The sequence below is a fragment of the Kluyvera genomosp. 2 genome, assembly GCF_036759865.1.
GTDB lineage: Bacteria > Pseudomonadota > Gammaproteobacteria > Enterobacterales > Enterobacteriaceae > Kluyvera > Kluyvera ascorbata_B.
In genome coordinates this window covers 62,100-79,865 of the sequence record NZ_JAPKIA010000016.1, presented here as the reverse complement: position 1 = coordinate 79,865, position 17,766 = coordinate 62,100, and the positions used below count along the sequence as shown (strand labels likewise).

At 55.8% G+C, this 17,766-nt stretch carries 15 protein-coding genes and 2 pseudogenes; 11 read left to right on the top strand and 6 right to left on the bottom strand.

The features are described 5' to 3' along the window. A complete protein-coding gene (locus V6942_RS17525; protein WP_223878943.1) occupies positions 1-942 on the bottom strand; it encodes a carbohydrate ABC transporter permease in 942 nt (313 codons plus the stop codon). An 11-nt stretch (positions 943-953) separates the two neighbouring features. Next, positions 954-2,243: an ABC transporter substrate-binding protein gene (locus V6942_RS17520; protein ID WP_106927677.1), complete on the bottom strand. Its 1,290-nt coding sequence runs from the start codon at positions 2,241-2,243 to the stop codon at positions 954-956. A gap of 521 nt (positions 2,244-2,764) precedes the next feature. Between V6942_RS17520 and V6942_RS17515 the strand changes: the two genes are divergently transcribed. Then, a complete protein-coding gene (locus V6942_RS17515) occupies positions 2,765-4,003 on the top strand; it encodes an alginate lyase family protein (RefSeq protein WP_106927679.1) in 1,239 nt (412 codons plus the stop codon). Then, positions 4,003-6,000: a heparinase II/III domain-containing protein gene (locus V6942_RS17510; protein WP_182930433.1), complete on the top strand. Its 1,998-nt coding sequence runs from the start codon at positions 4,003-4,005 to the stop codon at positions 5,998-6,000. Before V6942_RS17515 ends, V6942_RS17510 begins: the two co-directional genes overlap by 1 nt. A 30-nt stretch (positions 6,001-6,030) precedes the next feature. On the opposite strand, the gene V6942_RS17505 is transcribed toward V6942_RS17510, so the two are convergent. Continuing rightward, the gene (locus tag V6942_RS17505; RefSeq protein WP_106927683.1) at positions 6,031-6,750 is read right to left on the bottom strand and encodes a phosphodiester glycosidase family protein; all 720 of its coding nucleotides are present in this window, start codon (positions 6,748-6,750) and stop codon (positions 6,031-6,033) included. A 3-nt stretch (positions 6,751-6,753) separates the two neighbouring features. Beyond that, the gene (locus V6942_RS17500) at positions 6,754-6,933 is read right to left on the bottom strand and encodes a YoaH family protein (protein ID WP_106927685.1); all 180 of its coding nucleotides are present in this window, start codon (positions 6,931-6,933) and stop codon (positions 6,754-6,756) included. Positions 6,934-7,024: 91 nt separating this feature from the next. Between V6942_RS17500 and pabB the strand changes: the two genes are divergently transcribed. The 4 genes from pabB to V6942_RS17480 all read left to right on the top strand — a co-directional run bounded on the left by pabB (position 7,025) and on the right by V6942_RS17480 (position 12,183). After that, complete coding sequence (pabB, locus tag V6942_RS17495) at positions 7,025-8,380, top strand: aminodeoxychorismate synthase component 1 (RefSeq protein WP_106927909.1); 1,356 nt, start codon at positions 7,025-7,027, stop codon at positions 8,378-8,380. Positions 8,381-8,382: 2 nt separating this feature from the next. Then, positions 8,383-8,961 carry a CoA pyrophosphatase gene (locus V6942_RS17490; RefSeq protein ID WP_106927687.1) on the top strand — a complete coding sequence of 193 codons (579 nt, stop codon included), beginning with the start codon at positions 8,383-8,385 and terminating at the stop codon, positions 8,959-8,961. 164 nt (positions 8,962-9,125) lie between these two features. Next, entirely contained in the window at positions 9,126-10,490 is a 1,365-nt protein-coding gene (gene sdaA, locus V6942_RS17485; protein ID WP_182930431.1) for an L-serine ammonia-lyase, read from the top strand. 136 nt (positions 10,491-10,626) lie between these two features. Then, positions 10,627-12,183, top strand: a complete 1,557-nt coding sequence (locus tag V6942_RS17480; protein WP_333501563.1) for an EAL domain-containing protein — start codon at positions 10,627-10,629, stop codon at positions 12,181-12,183. A gap of 61 nt (positions 12,184-12,244) precedes the next feature. Here the strand turns inward: V6942_RS17480 and V6942_RS23470 are convergent, their stop codons facing one another. Then, positions 12,245-12,616 (bottom strand): transporter associated domain-containing protein, encoded by a 372-nt coding sequence (locus tag V6942_RS23470; RefSeq protein ID WP_413816319.1) that lies wholly within the window; start codon positions 12,614-12,616, stop codon positions 12,245-12,247. Positions 12,617-13,053: 437 nt separating this feature from the next. Here V6942_RS23470 and V6942_RS23465 point away from each other — a divergent pair. Further along, positions 13,054-13,101, top strand: a pseudogene (locus V6942_RS23465) (hypothetical protein); the annotation flags it as partial. Positions 13,102-13,207: 106 nt separating this feature from the next. Here V6942_RS23465 and yoaE read toward each other — a convergent pair. Further along, positions 13,208-13,792: pseudogene (gene yoaE, locus V6942_RS23460) on the bottom strand (CNNM family cation transport protein YoaE); the annotation flags it as partial. A 466-nt stretch (positions 13,793-14,258) separates the two neighbouring features. Between yoaE and manX the strand changes: the two are divergent. The 4 genes from manX to V6942_RS17455 are packed head-to-tail and all read left to right on the top strand — an operon-like array spanning position 14,259 to position 17,465. Further along, positions 14,259-15,227: a PTS mannose transporter subunit IIAB gene (gene manX / locus V6942_RS17470; RefSeq protein WP_106927695.1), complete on the top strand. Its 969-nt coding sequence runs from the start codon at positions 14,259-14,261 to the stop codon at positions 15,225-15,227. 60 nt (positions 15,228-15,287) lie between these two features. Continuing rightward, the gene (gene manY / locus V6942_RS17465) at positions 15,288-16,088 is read left to right on the top strand and encodes a PTS mannose transporter subunit IIC (protein ID WP_106927697.1); all 801 of its coding nucleotides are present in this window, start codon (positions 15,288-15,290) and stop codon (positions 16,086-16,088) included. Between the two features lie 12 nt (positions 16,089-16,100). Continuing rightward, positions 16,101-16,952, top strand: coding sequence for a PTS mannose transporter subunit IID (locus tag V6942_RS17460; protein WP_181358014.1), 852 nt, complete (start codon positions 16,101-16,103; stop codon positions 16,950-16,952). 54 nt (positions 16,953-17,006) lie between these two features. After that, positions 17,007-17,465 (top strand): DUF986 family protein, encoded by a 459-nt coding sequence (locus tag V6942_RS17455; RefSeq protein WP_106927701.1) that lies wholly within the window; start codon positions 17,007-17,009, stop codon positions 17,463-17,465. Positions 17,466-17,766 lie beyond the last annotated feature (301 nt).

The following is a 17,766-nucleotide window of genomic DNA, read 5'->3' as shown; positions in this document are numbered from 1 at the left end:
TTAGTAACGTGCGATACGTTTTTTCAGCGTCAGATGGCAGATGGTTAACACCACCGTGAAGGCGAACAGCAGGAATGACACCGCCGAGGCGTAGCCGTAGTCGAACTGTTCAAAGCCCAGCTTGTAGATATGGGTCATGATCATCTCCGTGGCGTTAGACGGCCCGCCGCCGGTGGTGGCATACACTTCGGCAAACACGCGGAAGCCACGAATGAACGAAAGCATCAGCACTACCGACAGCGCGGGGATCATGCCGGGCAGCGTGACGTAGCGCAGGCGGTTCCACCAGTTTGCGCCGTCGACGTTGGCGGCGTCGTACAGATCGCGGCTAATGCCTGCCAGCCCGGCGATGAAAATCACCATGTTGTAGGGCACCGCTTTCCAGATATGCAGCAACATAATCACCCCAAGCGCCTGATCGGAGCTGGCCAGAAACCCCTGGTCGGCCACGCCAAACCAGCTGAGAATATGGTTTACCACCCCATTCGGCGTTGGGTTGAACAAAATACGCCACATTTCGGCGACAATCGCCGCACTGGTTACCGCAGGCAGGAAGATGGCGGTACGGATGAAACGCAAATGGCGCGCCGGGCCTTCCAGCAGCATCGCGAGGAAGAACGCGAGAATTGCGGCCGCAAACATCGTCACTAATACGTACAGCAACGTGTTGACGACCGCCGCGTGCAGCTCCACGTCGGCAAAGGCACGGGTAAAGTTCGCGAACCCCACCCATTCGTCCGGCTGGTTAAAGTTGACCTTATAAAAGCTCATCACCAGACCCTGGATCATCGGGATAAACTTAAACCAGCTGAAGATCACCAGCGCCGGGGCGAGAAACAGCCAGGGTATCAGCGCCCGTTTGCGCTTTGCCGTCAGCCAGCCGGTCGCGTCAGGCGAAGCGGCTTGCTTTAGCGGCGAGGACTTCGTCTCATGCAGCGTCATCACTTACTCCTTTATTTAGCCAGCACATTTTGTTTCGCCAGCTCGGCATTGACCTTCTCGTCCGTCTTTTTCAGCTCTGCGGTAATATCGCTGTTACAGTCAGCAAAGATACGGTTGAAACCGTCGGCAGCGACCTGACGCACCGGCGTCCAGTTAGGGATTTGCGGTACGTAACGGCCCTGCTCGTTATACAGGCGGGCAAAAGTCTCCCAGCGGTCGTCCTGATAGACGTCCTTCACGTTGACATTCTGGTTCACCGGCAGGCGCACCACCGGAATATGCTGGCTGCCCTTGCCCATCCCGATCTCCTGCCCTTCCGGCGAGATCATGAATTCAATAAATTTGCGCGCCGCCTCTTTCTGCTGGCTGCTTTTCATCATAAAGACGGTGGTTCCTTCGGCGAGGGTCGCTTCGCCTTTCGGCCCGACAACCGGCACCACTTCGAATTTCTCCTTACCCGGGTCTTTATCAAACAGCGCAATATGGTACGGGCCGCTGAAGAACATCCCGCTCTGCCCGGAACGGAACGACGGGATCACGTCGGCAGTCGTCGCGTTAATCGCCCCCGGCTGAGTCACCTTCTCGCACATCATGGTGCGCATAAAGGTCATCGCCTGCGCGACCTCCGGCGTAGCCAGCGAGGCGCTGAACGTCCCGTTATGTTCTTTGACGAAATCACCGCCCGCCTGCCAGATAAAGCTGCTCATAAACCAGCTGGCGTAGCCGCGCGTGGTGGAGCCCGGCATGATAAAGCCGTAGGTATCGTTTTTACCGTTGCCGTCCGGATCCTGGGTGGTAAACGCTTTGGCCAGCGTCTGAATATCCTCCCAGCTTTTCGGCTGCGGCAGACCCAGCTTTTCACGCCAGTCCTTGCGCACAAACAGCGCGAAGGTTTGCGCCGAGGTCGGTACACCGTAGTACTTGCCATCGATATAACGGGTGCTGTTCCAGGCGGTAGGATAAAGCTGGTCGCCGCCGCTGATGGTTTTCGGGTCGATCTCATCAGCAATACCGAGCTGTATAAACTGGCCCAAAGAAGCCGCATCGTTGAAGATCAAATCAGGTAGGGCGTTGCCCGCCGCCGCACGCGCCAGGCGCTGCTCGAAGTCGGTCGTGGCATTGAAGTATTCAATTTTTATCCCGGTCTTCTTCTCGAACGTCTCGGCCTCCTGCTTATAGATATTCTTCGAATCGTTGCTGGCGCGGATCCAGACGTTAAGCGTCGTGGCGGCGTAGCTTTGGCTCACACCAAGACCCAGGGCGGAAAGCAGTAATAATGAACGTAATTTATTCGCAGACATGGTGGCATATCCTTTATTGTAGGGCACAACGGTAAATAAATTCGCACCGGCTGTTTATCATTTCCTGATAAGCAGCCGACATTAATACAACGGACGTAAACGTTATTTTCGAATATTAAATAGAAATGTATTTTCCAATACAACCACGCCAAAAAGAAATCCCATTTCAAAAACGCAAAAGTTGAATCAGATCACATGAAAAAGTGACAATAAAAGTGACTTAATTATTAAATCATTAAAAATCATAAAGATATAATTTTACGCATTTCATTGAAGGAATCAAAAAATGTAGAAAATGGCCAAAATATGTGATCCGCACTACATTAAATGCGCCATTTTTTATTCACACCGCTAAATATGATGAAAGTCACAAAAAAAATCACTTTGTCTTTTACACTGCACGCAATCCTATTTCAGAAATTATTTTGTTAATTAAAAAGCCTGCCTTTTGCGTTTTATTAAATACGCAATGGGGTAATTCTCTTGTTATCTTTTCTCATATTTGCAGAAGGGTTATCACTATGAGTTCAATACCACGTCAAGGACTATTAGGCATTGCCTTACTCTGTTCCGGGCTGAGCGCGTCGCTGTACGCCGCCGAACCGTACACGCTGGATGCTAAAGATCTGGCCTTCAGCCGTCAGCAGATCGCCGCCAAAGACCCGCTGTTCGTGCAGGCCGAAGGCGCGCTGTTGAAAAAGGCGGATCTGGCGCTAAAGCACCCGCTGTTTTCAGTTATGGATAAGTCGCTGGTCGCCGCCAGCGGCAACAAGCACGATTACTACAGCTTCCCGCCTTACTGGTGGCCGAACCCCGACACCCAAGACGGCTTGCCGTACATTCGCAAAGATGGGCAAACCAACCCCGATGCCAACAGCGACGCCACCGACAAAAACCGGCTGGTGAAGATGAGCAACGATGTCTCGACCCTGGCACTGGCCTGGTATTTCTCACATGACGACCGCTACGCACAAAAAGCGGCCGCGCAGATAAAATCCTGGTTCCTCGATCCTAAAACCTACATGACGCCCAATCTCCAGCATGCCCAGGCCATTCCCGGTATTAATACCGGGCGTGGCATTGGGATCATCGACAGCCGGGCGCTGGTTGAGGTGGTTGACGCCATCGCCATTCTGCAGCCGTCCGGTGTGCTCAGCGACAAAGAGATCGGCGAGCTGAAGACGTGGTTCGGTGATTTTTATCACTGGATGACCACCAGCCAGAACGGTTTTGAAGAAGAAAACTGGCACAACAACCACGGGACCTATTTCGATATGCAGGCCGCGACATTTGCGCTGTTCAGCGGCAACGCCGACGAAGCCAAAAAACGGCTGTACATCACCCAGCTACGCCGCATCGCCGGGCAGTTTGACATAGAAGGCCGCCAGATGGCCGAGCTGGAGCGCACGCGTCCCTGGCACTACAGCAACTTTAACCTTGACGCGTATAACCGTCTTGGTCGCCTGGGCGAAAAAGCGGGCGTCGATATCTGGAACTTTACCCTCGACGATCACAGCCTGCGCAAGGGCTACCAATACATCGCCGGCTTTATCAACAGCGACGCCGCCTGGCCGTGGAAAGATCTCGATAAAATGGATGACAAAAAAGCGCTGCGTAACCTTGCAAGCGCCGCTCACGCCTGGCCGGATGACGCACAGTTCCGTGAAAAAGCCCGGTGGCTGCGGGCAAAATATCCTGACGATATCACCACGCTGATTGCCCCGCTGCCAGCGTCGACAGAGGCCAGGGAAAACCAATAATGAAACAATTTTCTGGGCTATGGCCCGAGATTGCCAGACGTGCAGCCGGCAATAGCGGCCTGATTGAACGGCTCATTAAGGATGCACAACCGGCGCTCCACGCTGCGGTCTGTATTCCGCAAAGCGGGATCGCCACCTGGAATCTCTACTATTTTTGTCCGCACCACGGGGTGCGGCTGACCTGGCAGGCGGACTCACCGCACCATCATCGCTGCCCGGTGGACGGCGAAGTCTTCAGCGGCGAGCCGTGGGACGGCGCATGGTGGCGAGAAATGAACGGGCGCAACGCCAGCGCCTGTCAGCAGTTGGGGCTACTGTGGCAATTGACTGGCGAAACCGCCTACCGCGACAAAGTACGCACCCTTCTGATGGGCTACGCTGACGTTTATCCGGCCTATGAAGTGCATGGCGATATTCCGCACAACGGCCCGGGGAAAATGAACGCGCAAACTCTGTGCGAAGCCAACTGTATTCTCGATATGGCGCTGGGCTATGACTTTATTTGCCAGAGCCTTAGCGTGGCCGAACGCGAGCATATCAGCCGCCACCTCCTGCGCTGTGCGGCGACCTTTTTACAGGCGCATCGCAGTCCGCAAATCCATAATCATGAGGTGAAAATCAACGCCGCCCTCGGTGTACTGGGTTTTGTGCTGGAAGATGACAGCCTGCTGGAGTTTGCCGTTAACGCTCCCTACGGCCTTCGCTGGCAGCTCGAGCACGGCCTGCTGGCGGAAGGTCTGTGGTTTGAAGGTTCGGTACACTACCACTACTACGCGCTACAGGGCTTTTTTGCCTTTGAAAAACTGGCGCGCGGCAGCCGCTGGAGCCTGATTGACGGCCCGTGGTACCGGCAGATGCTCAGCTTCCCGCTGTCGCTGCTGCTCCCCGACGGTACCTTCCCACGCCTGAACGACTGCATTGCCGGTCAGGAGAAGCTGCACCACCGGGATCTGTACGAATTCGCGTGGTTTATCTGGCGCGATCCGCAGTACGCGGCGGTGCTGCAGTTTACCGATGTGCAGACGGATGAAATGGAAACGCTGCTCTGGCGCGCCCAACCGCTGCCAGAGGTCGCGGCCTCCCCCATCCCCGAGCATTCCCTGTTTGCCCCTGGTGCCGGTTTAACCCTCTGGCGTCGGCCGCAGCAACGGCAGGCGGTGCTGATAAAACACAGCCCGTGGGGCGGCGAACATGACCACTACGATCGCCTGAGCCTGCTGCTGTGGCACCGGGACGGCTGGCTACTACCGGATCTGGGCACCACCGGCTACGGGGCCCGAATGCACTATGACTACTACAAAAACAGCGCTACTCACAATACGCTAACGGTTAACCAGACCAATCAGCCGCCTGCCAACCCAACGGTACTGGGCCAGCATCAGGGTGACGACTATTTGTGGCTGGATTGCGAGGTGGACTGGGGGCAACCGCCGCCGACGCTTAACAGCCACACCCGCGTCGAGTGGGACGCCGAAGCCTGGCGCGAGGTACGCTTCCGCCGTCGTCTGCTGTGGCTGGACGATGTGCTGATCGACCTTTCGACGGTCGATAATCCGCATCGCCAGCAGCTTGACTGGACGCTGCATCTGGCGGCGCAGGCGCTTGACCAAAGCGGCACACCGCAGCCGTTCTCACTAGGCGGTCCGCTGCGAAACATGTCGTCGTCGACCGTCACGCCGCTGTATGGCTGCCAGCCGCGCCACTTTGCTCGCGAAGGCGATACCTTCGCCCTGTGGCTGGCCGGTGACGGAGAGCTGTGGCAAGGGCTGGCGCCGGATAACCCGGCGGTGAGCGACCTGAGCTATCTGGTTATGCGTAACCATCTGCCGCAGGCACAGTTTGTCTGTCTGTGGGATTTGGCTACCCGCTCACCGCTCACTGAAGTCAGCGTACACACCGCACGAGGCGCTACGCAGCTCACCTTCTGGCGAGGCGAGCGAGCGGCGCACGTCACGCTGCACGACGACCCTCAGCTGTTGCCGGATATCCAGCTTTAACCCGCCGCCTTCCGGCAACGGAAGGCGTATCTACCGCTTCTCAACGGTAATCAGGGTGACGAAAGGATGATACTGCCAGGGGATCGAGCCCCCCTGCTGGTACATTTTAGAAATGGTGCCGTCCAGATAGAGCATCTGCCGGACGTTGAGACGAGATTTTGCATAGCAGGCAAAATCGTAGAAATTGGTTTCGCGTTCGCTCAGCATAAATACCACCTTTCCCTGAGCGGTGATGCCGACGCCGTTGCGCAACTTGCGCGAACTGGCCGACGGCTTGAGTCGCCAGTTGATGATGCCATTTTCAATCAGCATCGGGCCGGACTGAACCGCGTAGTCCATGCCCTTCGTCGACTTTAGCTTATCGAGGCTGACAATCCCCGCCTGCTGACCACGCAGATAGAATACGCCCCCGGGCTTAATGAAAAAGTTGCCGCCGCCGGAAGCCCGGTTGAGGGCCGCTTTGCGCTCGCCGTTTTCAATGTACAACCCCAGCGGCGCATAGGCTTTATCGTAGATTCCGCCGTTCATCGCCATGTGCACCCGACCGTCGTCGTTAATCACATTAAGCAACCCACGCAGCGAACCGTAGGCCTTACCGTCGGGCTTAAGCCAGTACATCGCAATACGCTCGCGAGCAGCATCAACGGTATAGCTTTGCAGCGTCAGTTGAGGATCGGTTAGCGAGCAAGATTCTGCGGCCGCTGCTGTCAGCGGCGCTATCGCCAGCAGCAGCGTTAAACGGGATGCCATCGCTTACTCGTCTTCGTCCTCAAAGCGGGCGACGATGCGCTCACCGGTGTGGTTCGCACGCAGTTCATCGGCTACCAGCGCAATAGCCTGGCCGCTCGCCATACCTTGCGCCATCAGTTCCTGAATACGCTCGACGGCTTTCTGCTGCTGCTCATGGCTCAGTGAAGGTAATCCTGCAAACATTATTGACTCCTGCTACATTGTGGGCGCTTATTATTTCATGCTGCCCGATTCTTCGCCAGAGGCAGCGCAGACCTGGCTGGACAGAATAACCATGTTACACCCTTCTACGATGACGCTGCCGTGGCGACAGGACGCCGCGGAATTCTATTTTGCCCCGCTCAGCGCCTCTCCGTGGGCGATGATGCTGCACTCCGGCTACGCCGATCACCCGCACAGCCGCTATGACATCGTGGTCGCCGAACCCTGTGCCACGCTGGTAACCCACGGCGAAATAACCGTGGTAAACCACGATGGCAGCAGCCATACCTCAACGGCTGACCCGCTACATCTGTTGCAGCAGACGCTGGACGCGCGCGGTTTTGCTCGCGAGCCGTTAAGCGATTTACCCTTTACCGGCGGTGCCGTTGGGCTTTTCGGCTATGATTTGGGGCGACGGTTCGAAACGCTGCCGCAGCACGCCGAACGCGATATCACGCTGGCAGATATGGCGGTTGGCCTCTACGACTGGGCGCTGATTGTCGACCACCAGCGCGAGGTCGTCACCCTGCTCAGCTACGGCGATATCGATGCGCGTCTGGCATGGCTCCAACAGCAGGCAATGCCTGAGACCGAGCCCTTTGCTCTGACGTCGGCCTGGCACTCAAACATGAGCCGCCAGCAGTATGGCGAGAAGTTCCGCCAGGTGCAGGCCTATCTGCACAGCGGCGACTGCTACCAGGTCAACCTGGCGCAGCGCTTTCAGGCCCGCTATCGCGGCGACGAGTGGGCAGCATTTGTCCGCCTGAATCACGCCAACCGCGCGCCGTTCAGCGCATTTTTACGTTTTGCCGACAGCGCTATTTTAAGCCTGTCGCCGGAGCGTTTTATCCATCTGGAACAAGGGCAGATCCAGACCCGCCCGATTAAAGGCACCCTGCCGCGCCTCGACGATCCGCAGGCCGACGCCGCGCAGGCGCAGAAGCTGGCCGCATCGCCGAAGGACCGGGCAGAAAATCTGATGATTGTCGACCTGATGCGCAACGACATTGGCCGCGTGGCCACACCCGGTAGCGTACGCGTGCCGGAACTGTTTGTCGTCGAACCCTTCCCGGCGGTACACCACCTGGTGAGCACCATCACCGCCGAACTGCCCGCCGCGCTGCACGCCAGCGATCTGCTGCGCGCCGCTTTCCCCGGCGGCTCCATTACCGGTGCGCCGAAGGTGCGGGCAATGGAGATTATTGACGAGCTGGAGCCGCATCGTCGTAACGCCTGGTGCGGCAGCATCGGCTATCTCAGCGCCTGCGGCAATATGGACACCAGCATTACTATCCGTACCGTCACCGCTACCGGCGGCACGCTTTACTGCTCCGCTGGCGGCGGTCTGGTCGCCGACAGTAATGAAGATGCGGAATATCAGGAAACATTTGATAAAGTGAATCGTATCTTACATCAACTGGAGTCCTGAACATGGAAGAGCGTTCGCTGAATCTGGACGACTTTCTCTCCCGCTTTCAGCTGCTTCGCCCGCAGCCCAGCCGCGCGGCCTTAAACGCCCGCCAGGCGGCGGTGCTCGTGCCCATTGTGCGCCGTCCCGAGCCGGGTCTGCTGCTCACGCAGCGCTCAGCGCGTTTGCGCAAACACCCCGGACAGGTAGCGTTCCCCGGCGGCGCGGTAGACAGCAGCGACGCCTCGCTGATTGCCGCTGCCCTGCGTGAAGCACAGGAAGAAGTCGCCATTCCGCCAGAAAGCGTGGAAATTATCGGCATGCTGCCGCCGGTCGACAGCGTCACCGGTTTTCAGGTGACGCCGGTGCTTGGCGTGATCCCGCCGAATTTGCACTATCACGCCAGCGAAGATGAAGTGGCCTCCGTGTTCGAAATGCCGCTGGCCGAAGCGCTGCGTCTGGGCCGTTACCATCCGCTCGACATCCACCGTCGCGGCAATTCGCACCGCGTCTGGCTCTCCTGGTATCAGCACTATTTTGTCTGGGGCATGACCGCCGGCATCATTCGTGAGCTGGCGCTACAAGTGGGCCTGAAGCCCTGACTATACTTATCATAACCGCCGGTTTTCAGTATTAGTAAAATCACAGAGATTCATTAGTTAAATTCATGTGAATAGTTAAGCTGAACGCCGGGTTCCCTCATACACTATGCGCAGTTATTACATCGTTGCCGCAACAACGCGGCAACCCTGTCAGGAGTGTTAAAGTGATTAGTATATTCGACATGTTTAAGGTGGGGATTGGTCCCTCATCTTCCCATACTGTAGGGCCGATGAAGGCTGGCAAACAGTTCGTCGATGACCTGGTCGAAAAGGGACTGATTGATGACGTGACGCGCGTTGCCGTCGACGTCTACGGTTCACTGTCCCTCACCGGTAAGGGCCACCATACCGATATCGCGATTATTATGGGGCTGGCGGGTAACCAGCCGGACACCGTCGATATCGATGCGATCCCGGCGTTTATTCGTGACGTAGAAACCCGCGGCCGCCTGCTGCTGGCCAACGGGCGCGTGGAAGTTGATTTCCCGGCCGATGACGGCATGCGTTTTCGCAGCGAAAACCTCTCGCTGCATGAAAACGCCATGCGTATTCACGCCTGGGCCGGAGAAACTCTGGTTTACAGCAAAACCTACTACTCTATCGGCGGTGGCTTTATCGTCGATGAAGAACATTTCGGCAAAGAAGCCAGCGACGCGGTCAGCGTACCCTACCCGTTTGCTTCCGCCACGGAAATGCTCGGCTACTGCAAAGAAACCGGGCTGTCGCTCTCCGGTATGGTGATGCAAAACGAGCTGGCACTGCACAGCAAAAAAGAGATTGAAGACTATTTTGCCAACGTCTGGCAGACCATGCGCGCCTGTATCGACCGTGGCATGAACACCGAAGGCATCCTGCCTGGGCCGCTGCGCGTCCCGCGCCGTGCCTCTGCGCTGCGCCGCATGCTGGTGTCCAGCGATAAGCTCTCCCACGACCCGATGAACGTGGTTGACTGGGTGAATATGTTTGCGCTGGCGGTCAACGAAGAGAACGCCGCCGGTGGCCGCGTGGTTACCGCACCGACAAACGGGGCCTGTGGGATCGTACCGGCGGTACTGGCCTACTACGATCACTTTATCGAGTCGGTAAGTCCGGATATCTACATCCGCTATTTCCTTGCGGCGGGCGCTATTGGGGCGCTGTACAAGATGAACGCGTCTATTTCCGGTGCCGAAGTCGGCTGCCAGGGGGAAGTGGGCGTGGCCTGCTCAATGGCGGCGGCCGGCCTCGCGGAACTGCTGGGCGCGAGCCCGGAGCAGGTATGTATCGCGGCGGAAATCGGCATGGAGCACAACCTGGGGCTGACCTGTGACCCGGTGGCCGGTCAGGTGCAGGTGCCGTGCATTGAACGTAATGCGATCGCCTCGGTGAAAGCGATCAACGCCGCGCGGATGGCGATGCGTCGTACCAGCGAGCCGCGCGTGTCGCTCGATAAAGTCATTGAAACCATGTACGAGACCGGCAAAGACATGAATGCCAAATACCGCGAAACGTCGCGCGGCGGTCTGGCCATCAAAGTACAGTGTGACTAATCAGCCTTTTCACCCACCCCCTAATACGGGTGGGTGATTTATCTCCTTATTTTCCTCACAATTTTCGCTTCCCACTACACTTGCTGTGTCGGCACTGGTATTTTCATTATCAATACATCCGCACTGAGCATCGGAAATGCAGACAGCACAATGGATTATCAGGCAGTACCTCCGTAAGCGAATCGCGGTATGTATGGTGATCGCGGTCTGCGCCTTCGCGCTCACCCTGGGGACACGATTTATTTCGCAGCGTGGCGAAAATCAGAAACAGCTAGACCAGCTCACCGCGCATTCCGTTGAGCGATTGAATAAAATATTACAGCCGCTGCAATCTCGGCGCAGCGACATGCTTGCGCTGGTGGGCCAGCCCTGTCAGGCCATCCATTTGCCGTTGCGCAAGCTGGCCGTTGCGCTGCAAACCGTGCGCTCTATTGCGCTGGTAAAAGCCGGTAAGCTGTACTGTTCCAGCGCGCTGGGCGCACGTGACGTTGCGCTACACAGCCTCCAGCCACAGTTGCCCAGCCGTCTGCCGCTGCTGGCGCTGACGCTCGATCACTCCCTGATCGTGGGAACACCAATTCTGATTCAGTGGTACCCGGCCTCCGACGACGGTCAGGACGGCGTCATGGTCTCGATTAATATTGATTTGATCAGCAATATCATTCTTGAACCCTCGCCGCCGTTAATTAACCGTATCAGCCTGAACGTGGGCGATCTGAATTATCAGCACGGTCCCGGCATTAATAACGCGCTGTCGCCGGGTGACGACAAAATCTATACCCGTACATCCACCGCCTTCCCCTTTAGCATCAGTGCCTTGAGTCCGGGCCCCGCGCGGCTTGCGCTACGCAATCTGATCACCGATCTGCCGCTGGCAATTATTATGAGCGTGCTGTTTACATGGATCGCCTGGCTGGCAACCGCTGGGCGGCTGAGCTTCTCACGCGAGATCAACATGGGCATCGCCGGTAAAGAGTTCAGCCTCTACTGTCAACCGCAGATGGACGCCCGTATGCAGCGCTGCATCGGCGTTGAGATCCTGCTCCGCTGGCACAATCCCCGAGTGGGCTGGGTTGAGCCGGACGTGTTTATCCCGATTGCGGAAACGCAAAACCTGATTATTCCCCTTACCCGCTATGTCATTAGCGAAACGGCGAAAAAACTGCATTTGTTTCCCAACGACCGCGCGTTTCAGATAGGTATTAACGTCGCGGCTGCGCACTTTAAACATGGTCGGCTGCTGAAGGATTTACAGCAGCACTGGTTTAGCTATCAGCCGGTACAGCAGTTGACCATCGAGTTAACGGAACGCGATGCTCCGCATGATGTGAGCTATCCGCTACGCAGTGAACTGGGAAATCATCAGGTTAAGCTGGCAATTGACGATTTCGGAACCGGCAATAGCTCCCTCTCCTGGCTGGAGATGCTGCATCCTGACGTGCTGAAGATTGATAAAGCATTCACCGCAGCAATTGGCACCGATGCGGTGAACTCCGCGGTGACGGACATTATCATCGCGCTGGGGCAGCGCCTGAATATTGAGCTGATTGCAGAAGGGGTTGAGACGCAGGAGCAGGCGCTTTACCTGCAGCGCCACGGCGTGCATTTACTGCAGGGATATTTGTTCTCACCGCCAATGCCGCTGGCAGATTTCCCCCACTGGCTGGCTGAGAATGAAGCAGAAAAAGTCTAGCCGCAGGAGCAGGCAAAACCCCGGCGTCGGCGCTGATACGCCTCGGCCGGGTGAACACGGATTACGCGTCTTCGTCGTGCGGTGAAGACAGCTTCAGCACCCGCACCTGATCGATACGGTAGCCGTTGGCCTCGGTCACGGTGATTTGCAGCGGCGGCAGTTCAACCGTTTCGCCCACTGCCGGAATCTGCCCGTTGACGGCAATCACCAGCCCCGCCACGGTGGCGTAGTCGTGATCTTCGTCCACGAGGTTATCCAGGCCTAGCGTCTGCTGTAGCGCGTGCAAATCGGTAGTACCTTTCACCCGCCAGCCTTCGCCATCGGCCACGATTTCCGGCGTTTCATCGGCATCCGGGAATTCACCGGCAATCGCTTCCAGCACGTCCAGCGGCGTGACCAGCCCCTGCACGACGCCAAACTCGTTGGTCACCATCACAAAGCTACCGCGCGCCCGGCGCAGCACGCCCAGCAGGTTAATCGGGTCCAGCGTGTCCGGGACGATAATCGCCGGGTTGGCGGCAGCCAGCGCTAACACATCTTCACCGGCTTCCAGCGCCACCAGCAGCTCTTTGGCGCGCACAATACCGACAATTTCATCCAGTTCGCCCCGGCACACCGGGAACAAGCTGTGCGGCGACGACAGCAGCTGCTGACGGATTTCATCAGCGTTCAGATCGGCATCGACCCAGCTGATTTCGCCACGCGGCGTCATGATGCTGCGCAACGAACGCGAGGCCAGCGTCAGCACGCCGTTAATCATGTAGCGTTCTTCTTCCACGAAGGCCCCTTCCGGCACCGGCACGGTCGTCGTGTGGCCTTCTTCCTGCGCGGCGCTGACCGGTTTGCGGTTGCCCATCAGGCGCAGGATGGCGTCTGCCGTGCGCGCACGCAGCGGCAGCGTTGACTGATGACGGATAAAGTTACGGCGCGCAATCTGGTTAAACAGTTCAATGATGATCGAGAAGCCAATTGCCGCGTACAGGTAGCCTTTCGGAATATGGAAGCCAAAGCCTTCAGCCACCAGGCTCAAACCGATCATCAGCAGGAAGCTCAGACAGAGCACCACGACCGTAGGATGTTCGTTCACGAATCGCGTCAGCGGTTTAGACGCCAGCAGCATCACGCCCATGGCAATCACCACGGCGGCCATCATGACCGGAAGATCGTTCACCATGCCGACGGCGGTAATCACCGCATCCAGCGAGAACACGGCATCCAGCACCACAATCTGCAGCACCACCACCCAGAAGCTGGAGTAGCCCTTACCGTGGCCTGAGTCGTGCTGGCGGTTTTCCAGCCGCTCATGCAGCTCGGTGGTCGCTTTAAACAGCAGGAACAGGCCGCCGACCAGCATAATCAGGTCGCGTCCGGAGAAACTCTGCCCCCATACGCTAAACAGCGGCGCGGTCAGCGTGACCAGCCAGGAAATAACGGAAAGCAGCCCCAGACGCATCACCAACGCCAGCGACAGACCAATAAGGCGGGCTTTATCACGCTGCTTTGGCGGCAGTTTATCGGCCAGGATGGCGATAAACACCAGGTTATCAATACCGAGAACAATTTCCAGAACGACAAGCGTCAACAATCCGGCCCAAATTGACGGGTCCATCAACAGTTCCATAAACCACTCCAACGAGAGACGTGACGAGTCATCGCTATGTCATGTTTAAGCGAGACGATACCGGGCGATAAAAAAAGGTGGCGCAGAAGGCCGGGAGGTGTGCCGCAACGGCGGTCAATGGCGAAAAGACGTCGGTGACGATCCATACTACGGGCTGATGCCCTATACTCCTGTGTAATTAAACGGAAATACAACATAGCAAAAACAATGAGCATTTTGGCAAAGATTTACGCGTCTTTGCAAAATGTAAGACAATTTTTTGCACCACAAAATAATTGCTGTCCTTTAACTAAATTACGGATCTTCATCACATTAATTATTCTTTCACTGTCTAAAATAATTCTCGGTAGTTATTGGATTTTCTCTCTAACCCTTGTCTGAATCGATTCGGTTATGGCATCGGTTCAAAATGTATCAGCCCTACTGATACACACGATAATAAAGGAGGTAGCAAGTGACGATTGCTATTGTTATAGGCACACATGGTTGGGCAGCAGAACAACTGCTGAAAACGGCAGAGATGCTGTTGGGTGAGCAGGAGAATGTTGGCTGGATCGATTTCGTGCCTGGCGAGAATGCAGAAACGTTAATCGAAAAATACAACGCGCAGCTGGCAAAGCTTGATACCAGCAAAGGCGTGTTGTTCCTTGTTGATACCTGGGGCGGTAGCCCATTCAACGCGGCTAGCCGCATTGTTGTCGACAAAGAAAACTATGAAGTGATCGCCGGCGTCAACGTTCCGATGCTGGTTGAAACCTTTATGGCGCGTGACGATAACCCAAGTTTTGATGAGCTGGTTGCGCTGGCTGTTGAAACCGGTAGCGAAGGCGTGAAAGCGCTGAAAGCGAAACCGGTAGAAAAAGCCGCGCCCGTTGCCGCACCTGCTGCACCGAAAGCCGCTGCTCCAGCGAAACCGATGGGCCCGAACGATTACATGATTATCGGTCTGGCTCGTATTGATGACCGTCTGATTCACGGTCAGGTCGCCACCCGCTGGACCAAAGAGACTAACGTGAGCCGCATTATTGTCGTCAGCGATGAAGTCGCTGCCGATACCGTGCGCAAAACGCTGCTGACTCAAGTTGCTCCTCCTGGCGTAACGGCACACGTTGTCGATGTCGCCAAAATGATCCGCGTTTACAACAACCCGAAATACGCGGGTGAACGTGTGATGCTGCTGTTCACTAACCCGACTGACGTAGAACGTATTGTGGAAGGCGGCGTGAAGGTGACCTCCGTAAACGTCGGTGGTATGGCGTTCCGCCAGGGCAAAACCCAGGTGAATAACGCGGTATCCGTTGACGAGAAAGATATCGAGGCGTTTAACAAACTGAACGCACGCGGTATCGAGCTGGAAGTCCGTAAGGTTTCAACCGATCAGCGACTGAAAATGATGGATCTGATTGCTAAAGTGCCGAAATAAGCACTCTGGCAACTTTTTAGCTTTCACACTTAAGTTTGAATTAGCAATAGGAGAAGTACAATGGAGATTACCACTCTTCAGATTGTGCTGGTGTTCATCGTCGCATGTATTGCGGGTATGGAATCGATACTCGATGAATTTCAGTTCCACCGTCCGCTGGTCGCCTGTACGCTGATCGGTATCGTTCTCGGGGATATGAAAACCGGTATTATCATCGGTGGTACCCTGGAAATGATCGCACTAGGTTGGATGAACATCGGTGCGGCGGTTGCGCCAGATGCCGCTCTGGCATCTATTATTTCCACCATTCTGGTTATCGCCGGGCATCAAAGTATTGGTGCAGGTATCGCACTGGCGATTCCGCTGGCGGCAGCGGGCCAGGTACTGACCATCATCGTCCGTACCATCACCGTGGCATTCCAGCACGCAGCAGATAAAGCCGCTGAAAACGGTAACCTTACGGCGCTGTCATGGATCCACGTCTCTTCCCTGTTCCTGCAGGCGATGCGTATTGCTATCCCGGCCGTTATCGTTGCTATTTCCGTCGGTACCAGCGAAGTTCAGAGCATGCTGAACGCCATTCCGGAAGTTGTGACCAGCGGTCTGAACATCGCCGGTGGCATGATCGTGGTCGTCGGTTATGCGATGGTCATCAACATGATGCGCGCAGGCTACCTGATGCCGTTCTTCTACCTCGGCTTCGTCACTGCGGCGTTCACTGACTTCAACCTGGTTGCTTTGGGTGTGATTGGCGCCGTTATGGCCGTTCTCTACATCCAGCTTAGCCCGAAATATAACCGCGTCGCCGGTGCGCCAGCTCAGGCTGCAGGCAACAACGATCTTGATAACGAACTGGACTAACAGGTGAGCGACATGGTTGATATGACTAAAACTACCACTGAGAAAAAACTCACACCGAGTGACATTCGTGGCGTGTTCATTCGTTCTAACCTGTTTCAGGGTTCATGGAACTTCGAACGTATGCAGGCGCTGGGTTTCTGCTTCTCCATGGTTCCGGCGATTAAACGCCTGTACCCAGAGAACAACGATGCGCGCAAACAAGCCATCAAACGTCACCTGGAATTCTTCAACACCCATCCGTATGTCGCGGCGCCAGTGCTGGGCGTAACCCTAGCAATGGAAGAGCAGCGTGCGAACGGCGCAGAGATTGACGATGCGGCCATCAACGGCATCAAAGTTGGTCTGATGGGGCCGCTGGCGGGTGTCGGTGACCCGATCTTCTGGGGTACCGTTCGTCCGGTCTTCGCGGCGCTGGGTGCCGGTATCGCGATGAGCGGTAGCCTGCTTGGGCCACTGCTGTTCTTCATCCTGTTCAACCTGGTCCGTCTGGCAACCCGTTATTACGGCGTGGCTTACGGTTACCGTAAAGGTATCGATATCGTTAGCGATATGGGCGGTGGCTTCCTGCAGAAACTGACAGAGGGGGCGTCTATCCTCGGCCTGTTTGTCATGGGGGCATTGGTTAACAAATGGACGCACGTGAACATTCCGCTGGTGGTTTCAACCATCACCGGTCAGGATGGTCAAACCCGTGTGACTACCGTGCAGACTATCCTGGACCAGCTGATGCCGGGTCTGGTACCGCTGCTGCTGACCTTCGCCTGTATGTGGCTGCTGCGTAAGAAAGTCAATGCCCTGTGGATCATCGTTGGCTTCTTCGTCATCGGTATCGTGGGCTACGCTATCGGCCTGCTGGGTCTGTAATATCTGCTGTTCGCCGGGGGCCCTGTGCCCCCGGTTTTTTTATCTGGAGGCTTAATGACCGTAACGGACCTGATACTGGTACTTTTCATTCTTGCGCTGCTGGCATTCGCCATTTACGACCAGTTCATCATGCCTCGCCGTCATGGCGCTACCCTACTCTCCGTCCCGCTACTGCGCCCAGGCCGCGTAGACAGCGTGATATTCGTCGTGCTGATTGTCATTCTGGTTTATAACAACGTCACCCACCACGGCGCAATAATGACCACCTGGTTATTATGCGCGCTGGCGCTGATGGGGTTTTATCTGTTCTGGATCCGCAGCCCCAAAATTATTTTCAAAACGGAAGGCTTTTTCTTCGCCAATGCGTGGATTAAATACAGCCGCATCCAGAAAATGAATTTATCCGAGGATGGCGTACTGGTGATGCAATTAGAGCAGCGCCGTCTTCTTGTGCGGGTCAAAAATATTGATGACCTGGAAAAGATCTACAACCTTCTCATTAACAATCAATGAGTTAAAATATAGCCATCGCTATAACTGTGTTATATTCAAACAGTCGTAATATAGCGTTGGCTATGTTTATTCCGCCAAATGACTTCCTATTTTTTAACTTCTTGATTACGCAATAAATCTAAATGAAAATCGTTATCATTAAACGATAAAATATGCAATAGCAAGAGTTGTTTTATATTCTAAAAATATGTTAAGGTTGCGCCCGTCGTTGGGGAGTAGCTGATTTCCACTTGCTGGGAATGTACGTGTCAACATACTCGTTGCAAAACGTGGTGCGTACGGATTACGTCAGTAGTCAAGC